Below are 17,730 nucleotides of genomic sequence, written 5' to 3'. Positions count from 1 at the left end.
CAATGGCGATCAAGCGTCAAACCAAGCACAAGCTGAGCCGCGGGACGGGTGTTGTCTTTTGCGCCCTGATCTATGCGATCTTGTTTCTGCCCATTGTGATTGTTGTTGCCAACTCGTTTAACGGCAACACCGAGAAGCCTTATCTGAGCTGGGGCGGCTTTAGCCTACGTTGGTATGTGCACCTGTTTCAGAACGGCCCGCTGCTGGCGAGTTTTGGCAACACCATGGTGCTCGCCATCACCACGACGGCCCTGGCGACCGCACTGGGCACGCTGGGGGCCGTGGGCCTCTACCGCTACAAGTTCCCCGGCCGCAACCTCATTGACAGCCTTCTATACATCCCGGTGGTTATCCCCGAGATCGTCATGGGCATCTCGCTGTTACTCGTTTACGTAAAGGTGGGCGTGCCCCGTGGCATGGTGGGCCTGATCATCGCGCACGTTACCTTTTGCGTGAGCTTTGTGATCTTTAACGTCCGTGCCCGCCTGGACGGTTACGACCCGTCGCTCGAGGAGGCGTCGATGGACCTGGGCGCCAATCGCCTGGTCACCTTCTTTAAGGTGACGCTGCCCATGCTGGCTCCGGGCATTGCCGGAGGCGCGCTGCTCTCCTTTACGCTTTCGATCGATGATGTGGTCGTGTCCTACTTTGTCTACGGCCAGGACCTGACCTTCCCGCTCAAGGTCATGCAGTCCATCAAGGGCGGTGTGGTACCCGACGTCAACGCGCTGTCCACGCTGATCTTGCTGGGAACGGTTGCCGTCGTGGTGATTACCCAGAGCGGCATGATTGACAAATGGCGTGAACGTCGTGCCGCAGCCAAGCTGAGCCAGGAAAGGGGGTGCTAGGACATGGGCGACTTCGATGTGATGGAGGCCTTCCACAAGCAGCAAATCTCGCGCCGACAGTTTTTGCGCGGTGCGCTGGGCTTGGCTGCCGCCGGACTTGCGGTCGGTACCGCGGGCGGCCTGACGGGATGCGGTAAGTCCGACAACCCCAACGAACTCAACATCTTCATTTGGACCGAGTATGTGCCCGATTCGGTGCTCGAGGGTTTTGAGAAGGAGACGGGTATCCACATCAACCAGTACCTCTACTCCTCCAACGAGGACATGCTGGCCAAGGTAAGGACCGAAAACGAGGGCACCTACGATATTCTGCAGCCGACCGACTACATGGTCAAAAGCCTGATTGCGCAGGACTTGCTCGAGCCGCTCGACCTTGCCAAGCTCACCAACAAGGGCAATATCGGCAAGCAGTATATGGATCAGGAATTTGACCCGGGCAACAAGTACTCCATCCCGTTTATGGGCAGCTGCACCGCGATTGCCTATAACGAGGACGAGGTCGATAAGCCCGAGAGCTTTACCGATATGCTCGACGAGAAGTTCCGCAGCAACATCGTGACGCTGAACGATTTTCGCGAGGTGCTCGCTGTCGCCGGCATGACAGTGGGCCTGACCGGCAACGAGAAAGACGACGAGAGCATCGCCAAGATTGCCAAACAGGCGGCCAAGTTCAAGCCGAACTTTAAGCTGTACGACTCCGATAGCCCCCGCAACGCGCTGGTTTCGGGCGATTGTATTGCCGGCATCATCTGGACGGCCGAGATCGCCCTGGCACAGCGCGATAACCCGGCGATTCAGGTGGCGTTTCCCAGCGAGGGTTGCGGCATCGGTACCGATAACTGGTGCATCCCCAAGGGCGCCAAGCACAACGACAATGCGTTGCAGTTTATCAACTACATGCTGCGTCCCGAGGTGGCCAAGGTGGTTTCGGAGGACTATCCCTACGTGCAGCCCAATACCGAGGCAATCAAGTTGCTCGATGAGGATTTCCAAAACAACCCGGTTGAGAACGTGCCGTCGGACGTGTTTAAGCATGGGCGCCGCACCGAGGCGCTGCCGCCCAAGGTGCTGCGCAAATACGACAAGATTTGGACGAATCTGAAGGGATAGATCGATATGAGTAGCTCGACCGAAGTCGATTTTAGGTTTCTTTCGGAGCCCGACATCATCAAGGCGGGCGCGACCGATATGGCACACTGCATCGATGTGATGGAGGACCAGTTTAAGCTGCTGAGCTTGGGCGATTACCGTATGAGCGGTAAGAATAAGAACAGTCATGGCGCTTTTTTGGACTTTCCCGAGAGCTCGCCGTTTCCCAACATGCCTGTCGCCGGTCCCGACCGTCGCTTTATGGCCATGTGTTCCTACCTGGGCGGCAGCTACAACATGTGTGGCCTTAAGTGGTACGGCTCCAATGTCAACAACCGCGAGAAGGGTTTGCCGCGCTCGATTCTGACGCTCATGCTCAACGATCCCGATACCGGAGTGCCGTTGGCCCTGATGAGCGCGAACCTTATCAGCAGCTATCGCACCGCCGCCGTACCTGCCGTGGGTGTGCGTTATCTGGCTCGCAAGGACGTTCGCACCGTGGGCATTATCGGCCCGGGCGTGATGAATAAGACCACGCTGCGCTCATTTTTGATGGAGCGCCCCGATATCGAAACGGTAAAGGTCAAGGGCCGTGGCCGTCGCTCGCTGGAGTCCTACGTGGACTACGTGCACCAGAACTTTCCGAGCATTAAAAACGTGGTGATCGTCGATACCGAGGAAGAGGCGATCCGCGACAGCGACCTGGTGAGTGTCGCCACCAACGAGAACGGCGGCATCGAGACGTATCCGCGCGTCAAGCGCGAATGGGTCAAGCCCGGCGCACTCATCTGCGCCCCGAGCGACCTGTATGCCGACCGCGAGCCGTTTATCGAGGGCGAGTGGAAGTGCGTGACCGACCTGTACCCCATGTACGAGGACTGGCGCGACGAGATCGGCCGCTTTGACGTGTGCGGTACGCTCGGCAACGAGTGGGTCGATATGGTCGACTACGGCATGCTGCCGCGCGAGCGTGTGGTGGACCTGGGCGATATCGTGCGCGGGGTCGATCCGGGCCGTACGAGCGAGGATGACATCTACTTCTTTAGCATCGGCGGCATCAATACCGAGGACGTGAGCTGGGGCACCACGATCTACCGCAAGGCTGTTGAGATGGGACTGGGGCAGGAGCTCGAGCTCTGGGACACGCCTGCGCTGGCCTAAATCGCATAAGGACATGCACGACGCATTGACGTTGTGGACGAGGCAAGGGGATGGCTGTTCCCCTGCCTCGTTTTTTTATTTCGTATCCGTTTGTTTCCCTTTGAATGGTAATCGAGCGGAAACGGCTCGTTAACAGGCCAAATCGTAGGATAGGCGCTGTTGGTAACCGATAGACGAGAGGGGTTTGGTGGTGCCATGTCCAGGATTGTCGAACATCCCATTTTGGGTGCTCCCAGCAAGGGGAGTCGAGTCGTTTTTACCTATGACGGCGTTGAGATGGAAGGGTACGAGGGCGAACCGATCGCCATGGCGCTCAAGGCCGCAGGGGTCGAGGTACATCGCTTTACCGCCAAGCGCCACGAGCCGCGCGGCATCTTTTGCGCTATCGGTCGGTGTACCGACTGCGTCATGGTCGTGGACGGTAAGCCCAACGTGCGTACATGCATGACGCCGCTTGTCGCCGGTATGGACGTGCGCACGCAAGATGGCGTGGCTCCGCTCGATTTGGATGACCCTCGCGCTGAGGCTTTGGCCGCCGAGGCTGCCGCAAGCCCCGCTGCCGCAAAGGAGGCCGAGTAGCATGGAACGTCATGATCTGGTTGTGGTCGGCGCCGGCCCCAGCGGCCTTTCCGCTGCCATCGAGGCCGCCAAGCGTGGACTCGACGTCGTCGTCTTTGACGAGAACGCCCGTCCCGGCGGTCAGCTGTTTAAGCAGATCCACAAGTTCTTTGGCTCCAAGGAACATCGCGCCAAGGTTCGTGGCTTTCGCATTGGCGATGAGCTGCTGGCCGAGGCCGATGCGGCGGGCGTGGCCGTGGTGCTGGACGCTACGGTGATTGGCTTGTACGAGGGCTGCGAAGTCGTGGTGCGCGTGGGCGACGTCGTTCGCCACGTGAAGGGCGATGCCGTGCTGGTTGCCACGGGCGCGGCCGAGAACACGCTCAATTTTCCCGGTTGGACGCTGCCCGGCGTGATTGGCGCCGGCGCCGCACAGACCATGATGAACCTGCACGGTGTGAAGCCGGGCGACCGCGTGCTCATGGTCGGCTCGGGCAACGTTGGCCTGGTCGTATCGTTTCAGCTGCTGCAGGCGGGCTGCGACGTGGTCGCGCTGGTGGATGCGGCGCCGCGCGTGGGTGGCTACGGTGTCCATGCGGCCAAAGTGGCGCGCTGCGGCGTGCCGTTCTACCTGTCGCATACCGTGGTTGCCGCCGAGGGTGACGACCGTGTGACCGGGGTGACGATCGGTGAGGTTGACGCGCATTGGCAGGTTGTACCCGGTACCGAGAAGCATTTTGACGTAGATACGATCTGCGTTGCCGTGGGTCTGTCTCCCATGAGCCAGTTGCTCTCGATGGCCGGATGCGACATGGTCGATGACCCCAAGCGCGGCGGGTATGTTCCCGTGTGCGACGAGAAGGGCGCGACGAGCGTGCCCGGCGTGTACGTTTCGGGCGATGTCGCGGGTATTGAGGAGGCCTCTTCGGCCATGATCGAGGGCCGCATCTCCGGTGTGGCGATTGCAGAGTATTTGGGCTACACCGACGCGGCGGATGCCGATGAATCCGAGGACAAGCTCGAGGCTTCGCTCGATACGCTGCGTCAGGGCATGTTTGCGCCCAAGAACCGCGGTAAGAAAATCGAGACTACTGAGGAGGGCTGCCCGGTTTCGCAGCATCTGCTGCGCCATGGCTACCTTGCCGATGACGAGCTCGATAGCTATCCCGGCGTGACCCATGGCGTGGGCGTTCATCCCGTGATCGAGTGCACGCAGAACATCCCCTGCAACCCGTGCCAGGATGCCTGCAAAAAGGGCTGCATCTCCATTGGCGAGCATATTACGTCACTGCCGATTGTCGTTGGCGAGTCGCATTGCATCGACTGCGGCATGTGCGTTGCCAGCTGCCCTGGCCAGTCGATCTTCTTGGTCAACGAGGACTGCGGGGACGGTACCGCGACGGTCACCTTGCCCTACGAGTTCTACCCGTTGCCGCAGGTGGGCGATTGCGGCCACGCTTTGAGCCGCTCGGGCGAGCCGGTGTGCGATGCCCAAGTGGTACGCGTGCGCAGCGTCAAGGCGTTTGACAAGACGGCGCTCGTGACCATGAGTGTGCCCAAGGAGTTTGCCATGACGGCGCGCATGTTCAAACCCGTCGAGGATACCGAGGAGGTGGCCTGCCATGAGTGAGGCCGTGAACTTTTACAAGGAGCCGGGTGAGCCGCTCGACCGTGCGGCGATTGACTTGGGTCCCTATGTGCCCGCGCCCGATGACGGCGTGCTCGTCTGCCGTTGCGAAGAGGTGACGAAGGGCGATATCCGTCGCGCCATTCATGACGGCATGTACACCATGACCGAGATCCGTCGTTATCTGCGTCAGGGCATGGGGCTGTGCCAGGGACAGAGCTGCACCAAGCTCGTGCGTCGCATTATGGCGGCGGAGCTTGCGGGCACGCCGGCAGTGACGCTGCTGGAGCCCGAGACCTCGCGAGCGCCTATGCGCCCGATCGAGATGAGCGTGCTCGGCAACGGCGAAGAGGGGAGAGCGTAGCCATGGCGGGAACTTATGCAGATATCACCGACGTCGCCTGCGATGTCGTCATTATCGGTGCCGGCGTGATTGGATGCGCGGCGGCGTACAACTTGGCCAAGAAGGGCCGCAGCGTCACGGTGCTCGACCGCGAGCCCAACGTGGGCGAGGGCGCGAGTTCGCGCAACGGCGGCGGCGTGCGCCAGAGTGGACGCGATGCGCGCGAATTGCCGCTGGCCATGTATGCCGTCGAGAACATATGGCCCACGCTGTCCGATGAATTGGGCGCCGATGTCGAGTACGTCAAGCGCGGCAACCTGCGCCTGGGCAAGACCGAGGAGCACCTGCAGACGCTTCGCAAACTGGCGAGTATGTCGCAGGGTCTGGGCCTCGACATGAAGATGATCGGGCCCGATGAGGTGCGCGAGATCAACCCGTACCTGTCCGATCAGGTGATCGGTGCCTCCTGGTGCCCTACGGACGGACATGCCAACCCCATGCGCACCACGCTCGCATATTATCGTGCCGCCAAGGCGCTCGGCGTGCGCTTTGTGACGGGCGTCGAGGTCAAACGCCTGCGCAAGGTGCGCGGCCGCGTTGCCGGCGTCGAGTGCAACATCGGCACCTTTACGGCCAACGATGTGCTGCTGGCGGCGGGTCTGGGTAGCCGCGGTATCGCCGAGAGCGTGGGTATCGACATTCCCATGACGGGATCGCTTATCGAGTGCCTGGTTACCGAGGCCGAGCCCACGATGTTCCCGCAGATGCTCGGCGTTGCCACGGGTGACTTTTACGGCCATCAGACGGCGCACGGCTCGTTTGTCTTTGGTGGCAGCTCGGGCCTTGAGGAGTCGAACGGCGCGTTTGGCGGCCGTCCCACCTCGAGCATTACGGCCCCTGCCGAGTGCCGCGCCATTATGGGCTACATCCCGCGCCTGGCCGACGCCAAGATCGTGCGCACCTGGGCCGGCTGGGAGGACGAGAGTGCCGATGGCGTGCCGGTGATCTCGAAGATCGACGAGGTCCCGGGTCTGACCATCGCCTGCGCCTTTACCGGACACGGATTTGGCATCTCGCCCATCGTGGGCCTGCTGCTTTCCGAGCTGGTGTGCGATGAGCCCACGACGCTCGACGTCTCGGCCTTTCGCTACGACCGCTTTAAGGCGTGGTTGTGATGGAGGATTTCTCGTATCGCCTGCCCACGCACTTTGTGTTTGGACGCGGTTGCGAGCGGGAGTCAGGACGGCTTGTGGCGCACTATGGCGGCACCAAGGTGCTCGTGCTGTTCGGTGGCGGTTCGGTCGAGCGTTCGGGGCTGCTGTCGCGTGTACTCGATTCGCTTGACCGTGCATTGCTCGACCATGTTGAGCTCAAAGGCGTCAAGCCCAATCCGCTGCTAAGCACGGTGTATGAGGGCATTTCGCTCGTGCGCGATGAGCACGTGGACTTTATTCTCGCCTTGGGGGGCGGAAGCGTTATCGATACCGCGAAAGCCATCGCTGCCGGCGCGCGCTATTCGGGCGATGTGTGGGACTTTTACAGCGGTGATCGCACGCCCGATCGGGCGTTGCCGATTGGCTGCGCGCTCACCATTGCGGCGTCTGGCTCCGAGGCCTCGCCCGATTCGGTGATTACGCAGGACGGCTCGATGCTCAAGCGCGAGACGTCCTCGTCGGTGCTGCTGCCGACGTTTAGCATCTTGAATCCCGAGCTGACGGAGACCCTGCCGGCGTATCAGACGGCGTGCGGCATTACCGATATGTACTCGCATCTGCTGGAGCGTTATGTGGGCAGGAGCAGCGCCGTGAACGTTTCCGATCGCATGATCGAGGGCCTGATGCTCGCGATTATCGATGAGGCCTCGCTCGTTATCGAGGATCCGCGGGATTACGATGCCCGCGCCAACTTAATGTGGGCGGCCACGATGGCGCACTGCGGTATCGCCGGTGTTGACCGCAAGCACGACTGGGCGAGCCACGATATCGAGTATGCCCTGTCTTCGCGCTATGGCGTGGCACATGGCGCGGGGCTTGCCGTGGTGATTCCGGCGGTGCTCACGTACTACCTAGATGTCGAGGTTGCGGCGGTGCCGCGCTTGGCCCAGCTGGCGCGTCGCGTGTGGGACGTTGACGAGGCAGACGATATGGCCGCCGCCCGTGCCGGCGTGGAGGCGCAGCGTGCGTTTTTTGCCTCGCTGGGCATGCCGACGACGCTCGAGGCGGTGGGCGGCAAGCTTGAGGACATTCCCGTGCTGGCGCAGGAGACGTGCTATGCCGGCGGACGCTCCGGCGCCGTGGGAGGCTATCTTCCGCTCGACGAACGCGCCGTCGCGCGCATCTTCAGCCTGATGCTCGCCTAATACCTGCCATAAAGGGACAGGTTAATTTTGGTGGGTAAAGCGTTTGACCTGCCAAAAGAAACCTGTCTCTTTTTGGTTGGTCGCCGTTTGGGGGCGGATTGGCAACGCTCGCTGATTACGGTCTTGACCTGCGTTAGAATAGGGGCATCTGATTATCCGGGCGCATGGAGGTATGCGCCCGTATGTTGAGGAGGACTTTATGGCAACTGTTGCCGCACCTATCGACGCTACGTCGACCGCCGCTTGGAAGGCGCTCGAGGCCCATCAGGAGAAGCTCGAGGCCGAGGGTATCGACCTCAAGGCATGGTTCGCTGCCGATGCAGAGCGCGTGAACAAGCTGAGCTTTGACGCCGGTGACCTGCACTTCGACCTGTCCAAGAACCTGGTGACCGATGAGACCGTCAAGCTGCTGTGCGATCTTGCCCGCGAGGTGAAGCTCGAGGAGCGCCGCGACGCCATGTTCTCCGGCGAGCACATCAACACCACCGAGGACCGCGCCGTCCTGCACACCGCGCTGCGCCGTCCGGCAAGCGAGAAGGGCCAGCTCATCGTCGACGGCCAGGACGTCGTCGCCGACGTGCACGAGGTCCTCGATCGCATGTATGCCTTTGCCGAGCGCGTGCGCTCCGGTGAGTGGAAGGGCGTTACCGGCAAGAAGATCGAGCACCTGGTGTCCATCGGCATCGGTGGCTCCGACTTGGGCCCGGTCATGGCTTACGAGGCCCTGCGCCCCTATGCCGACGCCGGTATCGACTGCCGCTACATCTCCAACATCGACCCCAACGACCAGGCCGAGAAGCTCAAGGGTTTGGATCCCGAGACCACGCTCGTGATCATCGTCTCCAAGACCTTCACCACGCTCGAGACCCTCACCAACGCCCGCGAGGTTAAGACCTGGATGCTCGAGCAGCTCAAGGCTCAGGGCGCCATCGACGGCTCCGATGAGCAGAACGCCGAGGCCGTGGCAAAGCACTTCGTCGCCGTTTCCACCGCACTCGAGAAGGTCGAGGCCTTCGGTATCGACCCCGCCAACGCCTTTGGTTTCTGGAACTGGGTCGGCGGCCGCTACTCCGTCGATTCCGCCGTGGGCCTGTCGCTGATCGTCGTGCTCGGTCCCGAGCGCTTCCAGCAGTTCCTCGAGGGCTTCCATGCCATCGACGAGTACTTCTGCAACACGCCGCTCGAGAACAATGCCGTCGCGCTGATGGGTCTGCTTAACGTCTGGTACGTCAACTTCTTCGGTTCCAAGAGCCACGCCGTGCTGCCGTACAGCCAGTACCTGCACCGTTTCCCGGCATACCTGCAGCAGCTCACCATGGAGTCCAACGGCAAGCATGTCCGCTGGGACGGCAGCGCCGTGACCTCCGACACCGGTGAGATCTTCTGGGGCGAGCCCGGCACCAACGGCCAGCACGCCTTCTACCAGCTGCTGCACCAGGGCACCGTGGTGGTTCCGGCCGACTTCATCGCCTTCGCCAACACCGCCAACCCCGCAACCGACAACGGCCAGGACGTGCACGAGCTGTTCCTGGGCAACTTCCTGGCCCAGACCAAGGCGCTCGCCTTTGGTAAGACGGCCGATGAGGTGCGTGCCGAGGGCACGCCCGAGCAGATCGTCCCGGCCCGCTGCTTTGAGGGCAACCGTCCGACGACCTCGATCTTCGGTGACACGCTGACCCCGTTTGCGCTCGGCGAGCTCATCGCCCTGTACGAGCACATCACGTTTGTCGAGGGCACGGTCTGGGGCATCGACTCCTACGACCAGTGGGGCGTCGAGCTGGGCAAGCAGCTTGCCAAGCAGATCACCCCGGCCTTCCACGACGACGCCGCCAAGGCCGAGCAAGACGCTTCGACCCAGGCGCTCATCGAGTTCTACCGCGCTCATCGCAAGTAGGATTCGCTGAGACAATTTGCGCATAGCTGACAAGGGCCCGTATCCGTTAGGATGCGGGCCCTTGCTGTTTGTGGCCGAGCGTGGCGGACTGCGCGGCGTTGTTAATGGGCGAATTCGACCTGGGTGGTGTCTCGCTGCGCTTCGGGCAGTTCCCCGTACAGCGGATGGTCTTCGAGCCTAAAGCGTTCGACCTGCTCGGGGGCGCGACCGCGCACAAAGAGCCATGAGCGATCGATCGGCGTCGCCATAAGCGTGCTGGGCAATGCGTCGGCTCGGTCGGAAAACACTCGGGCGCTCTCGGGGTCTTGGAACGCCAGCACCAGATGCGCGTCGCAGTTGCCCATGATGGAGCGTGCGCGTGCCTCGCCGTAGAGCGCATCGAGCTGATTGGTCGACTGCAGCAGCAGCGTTGCCCAGATGTTGCGGCTTCGGATAATCGAGAGCACGTTGTCGATCTGGGGAATCTGCAGGTTTGCGAAATCGTCGAGCATAAAGCGCACGGGCACGGGCAGGCTGCCATCGGGCTGCTTGTCGGCCTCGCGTATGAGGCCCATAAACGCCTGCGTAATAAAGAGGCTGGCTAGCGGGTCGAGATTGCGGTCGATATCGCTCACGGTTACAAACAGGGCGCAAGGGGCGTGTCCCATGGAGGCGAAGTCCACCTGATGGCATTCCTGATAGAGCTGTGTCGCGCCGTCGAACCCCAGGCACATGACCTTTTCGGCGAGAATGCCGACGATGCTTGCGTGCATGCGCTCGGCGCTTTGCGTAATGGCGTAGCGACGCCAGAGCGAGAGGGCATAGCTTTGGGGGTCGGTCGTGATCAGGTCATCGAACAATCGGCCCGTGGCGCCGTCCTCCAGGTGCTCGATGAGCTTGATGACCGAGCAGATCGTCTGCTCGTCGGCGGGCAGCTGCTCTGTGACGTAGGCGATGAAACACGACAGCAGATTTGCTGCCGCATGATCCCAGAAAGGCTGGTTGTTGTCCTCGATGGGGCAGATTGCCTTTGCCACCGAGAGGATGTCCTGTTGGTTGGGCCTGCCGTCCGCCTTGCGGCGAATATGCCTCAGGGGGTTGTAGCCGCAGCGCTCGATGCCGTGCGCAAGGGCCGGGGCATTGTTGAGATCGGCGAAGTTGAGGCATTGCACAAGGTAGCCGTGGGCCGCCAGCACGGGACCCACTTCGCGACAGAGCGTGCCCTTGGTATCGAGCACGATATAGCTTGCGTTCATCTGCAGCAAGTTGGGCTTGAGGACGTTTCGGGTCTTGCCGGCTCCCGAAGGGCCGATCACGAGCGCGTTGTTGTTGAGCCCCGTTTGGCGGGTGTCGCAGGACAGCGAGCGATTTTTTGCGAGGATGGTGGTCGATGCGGACTTGGATGCGGTGAGTCGGCTGGCGAGGTTAGACATGGGCGATCTCCTTGGTGGTCGAGAGGATTCCGTGGGCAAAGCCGAGCTCGACGGCGCGCTCGGCCGAAAGGTAGGTGTCTTTTGCGGTGAGGGATTGGATGCGCTTGAGCGGGAGGCCGCTGCGGTCCGAGAGGATCTGCGTGAGGGTCTTGCGGGTCTGCATGAGGCGCCGGCTGGTCTCCTGCATCGCGAGCGCCGAGCCGCCTGCCCCTTGGGGGATCAACGGGTCGTGAATCATGAGCTCTGCATGGGGAGCCATACGGCGATCGTCGCCGCCCATAAAGATCACGGCGCCCATGGATGCGGCAAATTCGAGGCAGACGGTGTGGACGGGGCACGATGCGAGCTGCATGGTGTCATAGATCGCAAGACCCGCTCGCACACTTCCTCCGGTGCTGGCGATGAATATGGTGATGGGACGGCAGGGGTCAGTGGCATCGAGCAGGCGGATCTGCTGGCAAAGGTCGTGGGCCATCGAGGTTTCGATGTTTCCCATGACGGAGAGCTCGCGGCGGGCGAGCATCTCGTCATAGATGCTGGTGAGCGTGATGCCTCGGGCGGATTCGCGCATGGTGAGGGGGCTGATGATGGGGGATTGACAAGTGTCCATGAGGACTCCTTTCTGGTTGGTTGTGTTGTGGGATGGGTTGCTGCCCGCCGAGGGCGGGCGAGCTATCAGGTTCGTCCGAGCCTACGATCGAGCTCGGTTTCGGGGCATGCCGCCTGTTCGTGCGGCTCGCGGATGTCAAGGGCTCCAAAGCGATGGAGCGTTGCGATGGGCGTGGTGTATGCGAGCCGTAGCTGATGCTCCACTGGGGCGCGTTCGCCGTTTGTGTAATGGGCCTTGTAGTACCGCACGATGCTGGCGTTCATTTCCTCGTCGTTGCGATGGCGCCCAAACTGGTGCCTGCAGGTCTCGATGATTTTTGCCACCGACTTGGGTGCCGTCGCGGGGACAAGGGCGAGATAGCCCTCGAACAGTTCGTTGATGCTCAGGAGGCACAATGTGTCGACCAAGGCTCTAACGGCTGCCTCATCGATGGAAAACTGCGCGGTCAACTGGTTATGGCGGTTGCGGTCGATAACGGTCGTGCGGGACCTTGGGGTCTTCTGCCTCGCGGTGCCGGGCATTTGCATTTGCCGGGTCTGCGCATCGAGCTCGACGTTGCCGCGCTTGAGGTCGTTCAGCGGAAGGAACAATGCGGTGCACAGGGCGTCCCGCTTGATTTCGAGCTTGCAACGTTCGTCGGGTGTCCATTCGAGCTTGAGTTTCGTGTCGAGCGCCGTGAGCATATGGGCTAAGCGGCCCATAGTAAGGACGCGAGGCTCGTTATCTCGATTTGGGGCATAGGGATCTGCCAGCCTGCGAATGTTGGGATCGCCCATGATTTTGATGCAGCGCTTCAGCAGTTGAGGCTTGCCGGCCAGGACCGTCGCAAGCGGTAGCGACGCGAAGTTCTTGATGGTTGCGGCGGCAAAGGCGGCGTCGTATTTGTTTGCGGATGCTCGCTCAATGCGGGCATCCAGGACGCTTCCTTTATTGCCGTCTTCAATACGGTGGGTTGTCATAGCTTCTCCAATCGGTTGATGTTCGTGCTGTTTGTTGATGTGTCGGTTGTCAGGTGTGATGTGCTTGCCGTGGGTGATGTGCTGACGTTGGGGCGCTATGCGGTTTTCAATGAGCCCGTGAGGCGGTTGCTGCAGGGGCGGGGTGGGGCTGCCCATGCAAGGCGGAGCGCACTGTGCTCAAAATCGAGACAGCAATGCCCGGGATGCCTCACATATGGCAGTTACCTCATTAAGTTGTCATTACGCTTGGGGTTGTACTTTGCCGATCTTCCTTCTCTTACACGCTAAAACTCAAACTGCATATGCTCGATCTACTTAAAACCGCAACGGCGGTCCTTTTTAACTTAAATGTCGGGATGCGTCTTTGCAAGCACTTTTTTACTTCTTTCAAATGGGGTGGTTTTGCAACCGTCATGCGCTGCACCGTGCGAACGTGCCCCGGCTCGGATAAGATGGTGCACGGAAAAACGATGCAAGGAGGCGCATATGGCAATTAAAGCCATCGCAATGGATATCGACGGTACGCTCACCAACGATCAAAAGGTTATCAGCCCGCGCACGCGCGAGACGCTGCTCGCGGCGCAGGAGTCGGGTATTAAGCTCATCTTGGCCTCAGGTCGTCCCGCATGGGGCCTTCGCGCGCTTGCTCGTGAGCTCGACCTGCAGCATCATGACGGTCTGCTGGTTGCTTTTAACGGCGCGCATGTGGTCGATGCCCAGACCGATGAGGTGCTGTTCGACCAGGCGATGCCGGTCGATGAGCTGCATCGCCTGATTGATCACCTGCGCAACTTTGACGTGATCCCCATGATTTCGCTTGGGCGTGACCTGCACGTAGAGGACTCGTATCGCTGCATGATTACGCTGCCGGACGGCTCGCAGAAGAACATTGTCAAATACGAGCGCGATGCCTGCGATCTCAAGATCCGTGAAGTCGAGAGTCTTCACGAGGTGGCAGACGCCTATCCGGTAGACAAGTTGCTCACCGCGGGCGACCCCGCGTACCTGCAGGCGCATTACGAGCAGATGTATGCTCCCTTTGCCCAGACGCTGTCGGGCATGTTCACGGCTGACTGGTACTTTGAGTTTACGGCGCCCGGCATCGATAAGGCCCGCGCACTCGAGGGCTCCCTGTCCAAGCTGGGCATCGATGCCAGCGAGGTCGTTTCGTTTGGCGACGGCCAGAACGACAAGTCCATGATTGAGTGGGCAGGCACGGGTGTTGCCATGGGTAACGCCGTCGACGAGGTTAAGGCGGTGGCGCAGATGGTGACCGCCAACAACAACGAAGATGGCATTGCGGTGGCACTTGACCAGCTGCTGGGTTAGAATCGCCGATAGTGCATGGTTCGGGCGTCCGCTTGCGGGCGCCTTTTTGTTTAGGGAGGGTGCCGTGTCCGCATTTCCGTTCGACGCCGTTATCTTTGACATGGACGGCGTCATTGTCGATACCGAGTATTACTACCTGGGCGAGACTGCCGCGTTTGCCAAGGAGCTTGGGCTTAACCTGACTCAAGAGGAGTTGAATGGGCAGGTTGGTACCTCGCATCAGTTCTTCCTGCATATGCTGATCGATTGGTTTGAGCGTGCCGGTAAGGGACATTTCACTGGCGAGGAAGCGTTGGCCCGTTGGGACGAGTGGACGCATAAGCGTCCGCGCGACTATCAGGCTTTGATTAACCCAGGCGCCGTGGATACGATTCGAGAGCTGCCGCGCCGCGGCGTTCGCGTGGCGCTTGCCAGCTCGTCGCCCATGGATAGCATCGAGGAAGTACTCAATGCCTGCGGGCTGTCGGATGCCTTTGAGTATGTGGTGAGTGGCGAGCAGTTTAAGGAGAGCAAGCCCGAGCCCGACATCTACCTGCATGCGCTGGAACTACTGGGACTGCCCGCGAATCGCTGCTGCTGCGTTGAGGATTCGGTGCCTGGCATCACTGCCGGCAAGCGCGCCGGTCTGACAGTAATCGCCAAGCGTGAGGAGCGCTTTGGCTTTAGTCAGGACGCCGCGGATAAGATTATCGATCAGCTGCCGGACCTGCTGGAACTCGCGTAGATCCTGGGCGGTACTGCTGTCACAACAGTGATTCCGTTGGCATAAGAGAGGGGCGGCGTCATGGCATTTAACGTGAACGCACTGGGGTTTGGCGACAACGTCGTCGACCGCTACGAGCATATCCACACGATGTATCCGGGCGGCAATGCGGTGAACTTTGCCGTGTATGCCAAGAAGTGCGGGGCCGCGCGCTCCGCGTATATGGGCATCTTTGGAAATGACGCTGCTGCTGAGCATGTGATTGCGAGTCTTGAGGATGAGGACGTTGAACTGGCCAAATGCAAGCAGCTCATCGGCGAGAATGGTGCGGCACGCGTTACTGTGGTCGATGGTGATCGTGTATTTCTGGGGTCTAACGAGGGCGGCATCCGCGGTGATGCGCGCTATGTGCTCGATCGTTTTGATCTGGCGTATATGAAACAGTTCGATGTGGTCCATTCGGGTAACTACTGCTTTACCGAGCGTGAGCTGCCTAAGCTGAAGGCGTCGGGTGTTACCGTTTCGTTTGACTTCTCGGATGATTCGACCGATGAGTACTACGAGCAGATTGCTCCCTACGTTGACTTCGCGTTCTTTAGCGCGGCAGATGCTGCGAGCGAGGATGAGATTCGCGAGCGTCTGGCATGGGTGAAGAGCCTAGGTCCGCGTTTTGTATCGGCAACGGCTGGCGCTGAGGGCTGCATTGCCTACGATGGCGAGCGTTATTACCGCCAACTGGCTAAACCGGTAACGGATATGAAGGACACCATGGGTGCGGGTGACTCGTTCCTCACCTCGTTTTTGATGTGCTATCTCGATTCCGCCAAGCGTGGTGAGGATGGCGCCGAGGCCATCGAGCGCGCGCTCGACTTTGCTGCCGGGTTTGCCTCGACCGTGTGCGGCATGGAAGGCTCTTGGGGCCACGGAGCGCCGATTTTTGAATAGTTGAGCGGTCCCGGGAAGTCGAATTGTTGTCTTCCCGGGACCCTGTGGGCAAAAAATGCCAAATATGAGTACTGTAACTATTTTAGTAACAGCAAAATCAAGCCTTTGAGGCCCTAACTGAGTGCCTGGGAGCGATAAAAGCCTGTTTCAAACGGCTTTAGCCATGCTAAAACGCCTAGATAATGAACGGCTGTGCATTATCTAGGCGTTCATTTGTCGCAAAATAATGCTACTAGCATTGCAGCAGTACTCATATTTGGTGTTTTTTGCCCACCGGGGTCAGCGGAAGTCAAATATGAAGCGCGAATTTTCCAAAACGATCGATTCGGCGCTCTCCACGACGCAGTTTTTAAGTTCGGCGATGTGCGGGGAGGCGCTTTTTAGCGATGTGATGAGCTGTCGCGCGCTTGCATCTGCTTGCGGTTCGGCTGGAGCGTCGGTTTCGAGCAGCAGACGGTCGAGTGGGATCTGTCGGGCGTATTCACGACCGCGCTTGGTAGCGAGCATCCGCTCGTTCACGGAAAAATAGCAGCCTGCGTTTCGCGCGCGGACGAACTCGTTCGAGGTGCCGCTAAACCAGTGGAAGATGATGGCGGGGGAGTTGGGGCTTAGGGTGAGTAATCCATATGACTCAAGGGCGTCCAGTACGGTTCCTGCCGAACGAACAGCGTGAATTGATATCACGCGCCCGGCGAGAGGGTGCTGCACGAGTGCATCGCAGAGCCGGTCAAATGCCTGTATTTGTAGCGGCTCGCTTCCGGCAAAGCGCGCGGAAAAGTCGAGTCCAACCTCGCCAATTAAGCGCTCTTGCGCAGCGACCTCGCAAAGCAGATTGATTTCGGCGGTTCCGCATCGCCCGTCGGCAAGCCACCAGGGATGGAGACCGATTCCGGCAAAGATATTTGAACGGTTGCAAGCGCGCTTCTTGGCGCGCGCAAAGTCGCGCGGATCGACGCCGCAGTCAAATAGACTCAGGCCCAGCGTCGTCGCCTCATCGGCAACGGCGTCCGGGCGAGCCATTAAATCAAGGTGGCAATGCGCGTCAAATAACTGCGGTGTCATTGCGGCACGCCTCGTTAATCTAGGCGCTGGCCATCGGCGCGCACGCGCTCGCACCCGCGCCCGCTAATCTGGCGGATAACCTCGCCGGCAATCATCTGGCCCATGATGGGCGGCATAAAGCTCGCGGTTCCCAGCTCGGTGCGCTCGTGGATGTTGGACGGGTCGCGGGGCTGGGTCTTAACCGATTCCTCGCAGCTAAACAGTACGTGCAGGCTCTTGATGCCGCGCTTCTTGCATTCTTTGCGCATAATGCGGCTCATGGGGTCACGTACCGTATCGAAGATGTCGGCAAAGCGGAGGCACTCGGGATGGAGCTTGTTGGCCCCGCCCATGGAGCTAACCAAACGAATGCCATGGTCCTGAGCATATTTGGCAATGGTAAGCTTTGCCGAAATGGTGTCGATGGCATCGACGACGTAGTCGAGCTTGCCGCCCGTCTGCTCCAAAACGCTCGCAAAGAACTCATCGATGTTGTCGCTCAGCAGGTATTCGGTGCGTTTGATAACGGTGGCGGCGGGATTGATATCGTGGATCATGGCTTCCATCACGTCAACCTTGCGCTTGCCGACGGTGCTGTGAAAGGCGATGGACTGGCGATTGATATTGCTGGGCGCGATGATGTCCTTGTCCAGAATCACAAAATGCCCGATGCCGCCGCGGGCAAGTGCCTCGCAGCAGTTGGAGCCCACACCTCCGCAGCCGAGTACCAGCACCGTGGCATCGGCGAGCTTGTCGAGTGCCTCGCGGCCCATGATGATTTCGAGCTTGGTATCGCGCGTCTCGACGAGTGCAGCAGTTTCGGCCATAGATATCCTCCGATGGGGAAGCGAT

General features: G+C 60.3%; 17 protein-coding genes. 12 read left to right on the top strand and 5 right to left on the bottom strand.

Going from position 1 to position 17,730, the window contains the following annotated elements; genetic code table 11:
- Positions 1 to 2 precede the first annotated feature (2 nt).
- From I2H81_RS04890 to pgi, 9 genes are all read left to right on the top strand, one after another.
- Positions 3 to 848 (top strand): ABC transporter permease, encoded by an 846-nt coding sequence (locus tag I2H81_RS04890; RefSeq protein ID WP_195644765.1) that lies wholly within the window; start codon positions 3 to 5, stop codon positions 846 to 848.
- A 3-nt stretch (positions 849 to 851) separates the two neighbouring features.
- Positions 852 to 1,958 carry an ABC transporter substrate-binding protein gene (locus I2H81_RS04885; protein ID WP_195644764.1) on the top strand — a complete coding sequence of 369 codons (1,107 nt, stop codon included), beginning with the start codon at positions 852 to 854 and terminating at the stop codon, positions 1,956 to 1,958.
- Positions 1,959 to 1,964: 6 nt separating this feature from the next.
- A complete protein-coding gene (locus I2H81_RS04880) occupies positions 1,965 to 3,098 on the top strand; it encodes a tyramine oxidase subunit B (protein ID WP_195644763.1) in 1,134 nt (377 codons plus the stop codon).
- A 195-nt stretch (positions 3,099 to 3,293) separates the two neighbouring features.
- Complete coding sequence (locus I2H81_RS04875) at positions 3,294 to 3,677, top strand: (2Fe-2S)-binding protein (RefSeq protein ID WP_195644762.1); 384 nt, start codon at positions 3,294 to 3,296, stop codon at positions 3,675 to 3,677.
- A gap of 1 nt (position 3,678) precedes the next feature.
- Positions 3,679 to 5,286, top strand: a complete 1,608-nt coding sequence (locus I2H81_RS04870; protein WP_195644761.1) for an FAD-dependent oxidoreductase — start codon at positions 3,679 to 3,681, stop codon at positions 5,284 to 5,286.
- Entirely contained in the window at positions 5,279 to 5,647 is a 369-nt protein-coding gene (locus I2H81_RS04865) for a (2Fe-2S)-binding protein (RefSeq protein WP_195644760.1), read from the top strand. The genes I2H81_RS04870 and I2H81_RS04865 overlap by 8 nt, the downstream gene beginning before the upstream one ends.
- Before the next feature lie 2 nt (positions 5,648 to 5,649).
- Positions 5,650 to 6,801, top strand: a complete 1,152-nt coding sequence (locus I2H81_RS04860) for an NAD(P)/FAD-dependent oxidoreductase (RefSeq protein WP_195644759.1) — start codon at positions 5,650 to 5,652, stop codon at positions 6,799 to 6,801.
- Positions 6,801 to 7,985, top strand: a complete 1,185-nt coding sequence (locus tag I2H81_RS04855) for an iron-containing alcohol dehydrogenase (protein WP_195644758.1) — start codon at positions 6,801 to 6,803, stop codon at positions 7,983 to 7,985. The genes I2H81_RS04860 and I2H81_RS04855 overlap by 1 nt, the downstream gene beginning before the upstream one ends.
- Positions 7,986 to 8,184: 199 nt before the next feature.
- Positions 8,185 to 9,879: a glucose-6-phosphate isomerase gene (gene pgi, locus I2H81_RS04850; RefSeq protein WP_195644757.1), complete on the top strand. Its 1,695-nt coding sequence runs from the start codon at positions 8,185 to 8,187 to the stop codon at positions 9,877 to 9,879.
- 101 nt (positions 9,880 to 9,980) lie between these two features.
- Here pgi and I2H81_RS04845 read toward each other — a convergent pair whose 3' ends face one another.
- The 3 genes from I2H81_RS04845 to I2H81_RS04835 form a co-directional block, all read right to left on the bottom strand.
- On the bottom strand, positions 9,981 to 11,291 hold the full coding sequence (locus I2H81_RS04845; RefSeq protein WP_195644756.1) for a VirD4-like conjugal transfer protein, CD1115 family: 1,311 nt from the start codon (positions 11,289 to 11,291) through the stop codon (positions 9,981 to 9,983).
- Complete coding sequence (locus I2H81_RS04840) at positions 11,284 to 11,901, bottom strand: ATP-dependent Clp protease proteolytic subunit (RefSeq protein ID WP_195644755.1); 618 nt, start codon at positions 11,899 to 11,901, stop codon at positions 11,284 to 11,286. The genes I2H81_RS04845 and I2H81_RS04840 overlap by 8 nt, the downstream gene beginning before the upstream one ends.
- A gap of 65 nt (positions 11,902 to 11,966) precedes the next feature.
- Complete coding sequence (locus I2H81_RS04835) at positions 11,967 to 13,016, bottom strand: hypothetical protein (RefSeq protein ID WP_195644754.1); 1,050 nt, start codon at positions 13,014 to 13,016, stop codon at positions 11,967 to 11,969.
- 330 nt (positions 13,017 to 13,346) lie between these two features.
- Here I2H81_RS04835 and I2H81_RS04830 point away from each other — a divergent pair, with 330 nt between their 5' ends.
- The 3 genes from I2H81_RS04830 (at position 13,347) to I2H81_RS04820 (ending at position 15,837) form a co-directional block, all read left to right on the top strand.
- On the top strand, positions 13,347 to 14,189 hold the full coding sequence (locus tag I2H81_RS04830) for a Cof-type HAD-IIB family hydrolase (RefSeq protein WP_195644753.1): 843 nt from the start codon (positions 13,347 to 13,349) through the stop codon (positions 14,187 to 14,189).
- A 64-nt stretch (positions 14,190 to 14,253) separates the two neighbouring features.
- Entirely contained in the window at positions 14,254 to 14,913 is a 660-nt protein-coding gene (locus tag I2H81_RS04825; protein WP_324253206.1) for an HAD family hydrolase, read from the top strand.
- A 60-nt stretch (positions 14,914 to 14,973) separates the two neighbouring features.
- Complete coding sequence (locus tag I2H81_RS04820; RefSeq protein ID WP_195644751.1) at positions 14,974 to 15,837, top strand: PfkB family carbohydrate kinase; 864 nt, start codon at positions 14,974 to 14,976, stop codon at positions 15,835 to 15,837.
- A gap of 279 nt (positions 15,838 to 16,116) precedes the next feature.
- Here I2H81_RS04820 and I2H81_RS04815 read toward each other — a convergent pair whose 3' ends face one another.
- Together I2H81_RS04815 and I2H81_RS04810 are read right to left on the bottom strand one after the other, a co-directional pair.
- Positions 16,117 to 16,899 carry a TatD family hydrolase gene (locus I2H81_RS04815; RefSeq protein ID WP_195644750.1) on the bottom strand — a complete coding sequence of 261 codons (783 nt, stop codon included), beginning with the start codon at positions 16,897 to 16,899 and terminating at the stop codon, positions 16,117 to 16,119.
- 14 nt (positions 16,900 to 16,913) lie between these two features.
- Positions 16,914 to 17,705: a tRNA threonylcarbamoyladenosine dehydratase gene (locus I2H81_RS04810; protein ID WP_195644749.1), complete on the bottom strand. Its 792-nt coding sequence runs from the start codon at positions 17,703 to 17,705 to the stop codon at positions 16,914 to 16,916.
- Positions 17,706 to 17,730: the final 25 nt, after the last annotated feature.

The sequence above is a fragment of the Collinsella aerofaciens genome, from assembly GCF_015561195.1.
GTDB classification, from domain to species: domain Bacteria; phylum Actinomycetota; class Coriobacteriia; order Coriobacteriales; family Coriobacteriaceae; genus Collinsella; species Collinsella aerofaciens_AC.
The sequence above is the reverse complement of the archived record's forward strand: the minus strand, read 5'-3'. Positions and strand labels throughout refer to the sequence as shown.

Bases quoted from the DNA above. Each gene is read 5' to 3' on its own strand.
- I2H81_RS04890 (WP_195644765.1), top strand. From the start codon at position 3: ATGGCGATCAAGCGTCAAACCAAGCACAAGCTGAGCCGCGGGACGGGT.
- I2H81_RS04885 (WP_195644764.1), top strand. From the start codon at position 852: ATGGGCGACTTCGATGTGATGGAGGCCTTCCACAAGCAGCAAATCTCG.
- I2H81_RS04880 (WP_195644763.1), top strand. From the start codon at position 1,965: ATGAGTAGCTCGACCGAAGTCGATTTTAGGTTTCTTTCGGAGCCCGAC.
- I2H81_RS04875 (WP_195644762.1), top strand. From the start codon at position 3,294: ATGTCCAGGATTGTCGAACATCCCATTTTGGGTGCTCCCAGCAAGGGG.
- I2H81_RS04870 (WP_195644761.1), top strand. From the start codon at position 3,679: ATGGAACGTCATGATCTGGTTGTGGTCGGCGCCGGCCCCAGCGGCCTT.
- I2H81_RS04865 (WP_195644760.1), top strand. From the start codon at position 5,279: ATGAGTGAGGCCGTGAACTTTTACAAGGAGCCGGGTGAGCCGCTCGAC.
- I2H81_RS04860 (WP_195644759.1), top strand. From the start codon at position 5,650: ATGGCGGGAACTTATGCAGATATCACCGACGTCGCCTGCGATGTCGTC.
- I2H81_RS04855 (WP_195644758.1), top strand. From the start codon at position 6,801: ATGGAGGATTTCTCGTATCGCCTGCCCACGCACTTTGTGTTTGGACGC.
- pgi (WP_195644757.1), top strand. From the start codon at position 8,185: ATGGCAACTGTTGCCGCACCTATCGACGCTACGTCGACCGCCGCTTGG.
- I2H81_RS04845 (WP_195644756.1), bottom strand. From the start codon at position 11,291: ATGTCTAACCTCGCCAGCCGACTCACCGCATCCAAGTCCGCATCGACC.
- I2H81_RS04840 (WP_195644755.1), bottom strand. From the start codon at position 11,901: ATGGACACTTGTCAATCCCCCATCATCAGCCCCCTCACCATGCGCGAA.
- I2H81_RS04835 (WP_195644754.1), bottom strand. From the start codon at position 13,016: ATGGGCAGCCCCACCCCGCCCCTGCAGCAACCGCCTCACGGGCTCATT.
- I2H81_RS04830 (WP_195644753.1), top strand. From the start codon at position 13,347: ATGGCAATTAAAGCCATCGCAATGGATATCGACGGTACGCTCACCAAC.
- I2H81_RS04820 (WP_195644751.1), top strand. From the start codon at position 14,974: ATGGCATTTAACGTGAACGCACTGGGGTTTGGCGACAACGTCGTCGAC.
- I2H81_RS04815 (WP_195644750.1), bottom strand. From the start codon at position 16,899: ATGACACCGCAGTTATTTGACGCGCATTGCCACCTTGATTTAATGGCT.
- I2H81_RS04810 (WP_195644749.1), bottom strand. From the start codon at position 17,705: ATGGCCGAAACTGCTGCACTCGTCGAGACGCGCGATACCAAGCTCGAA.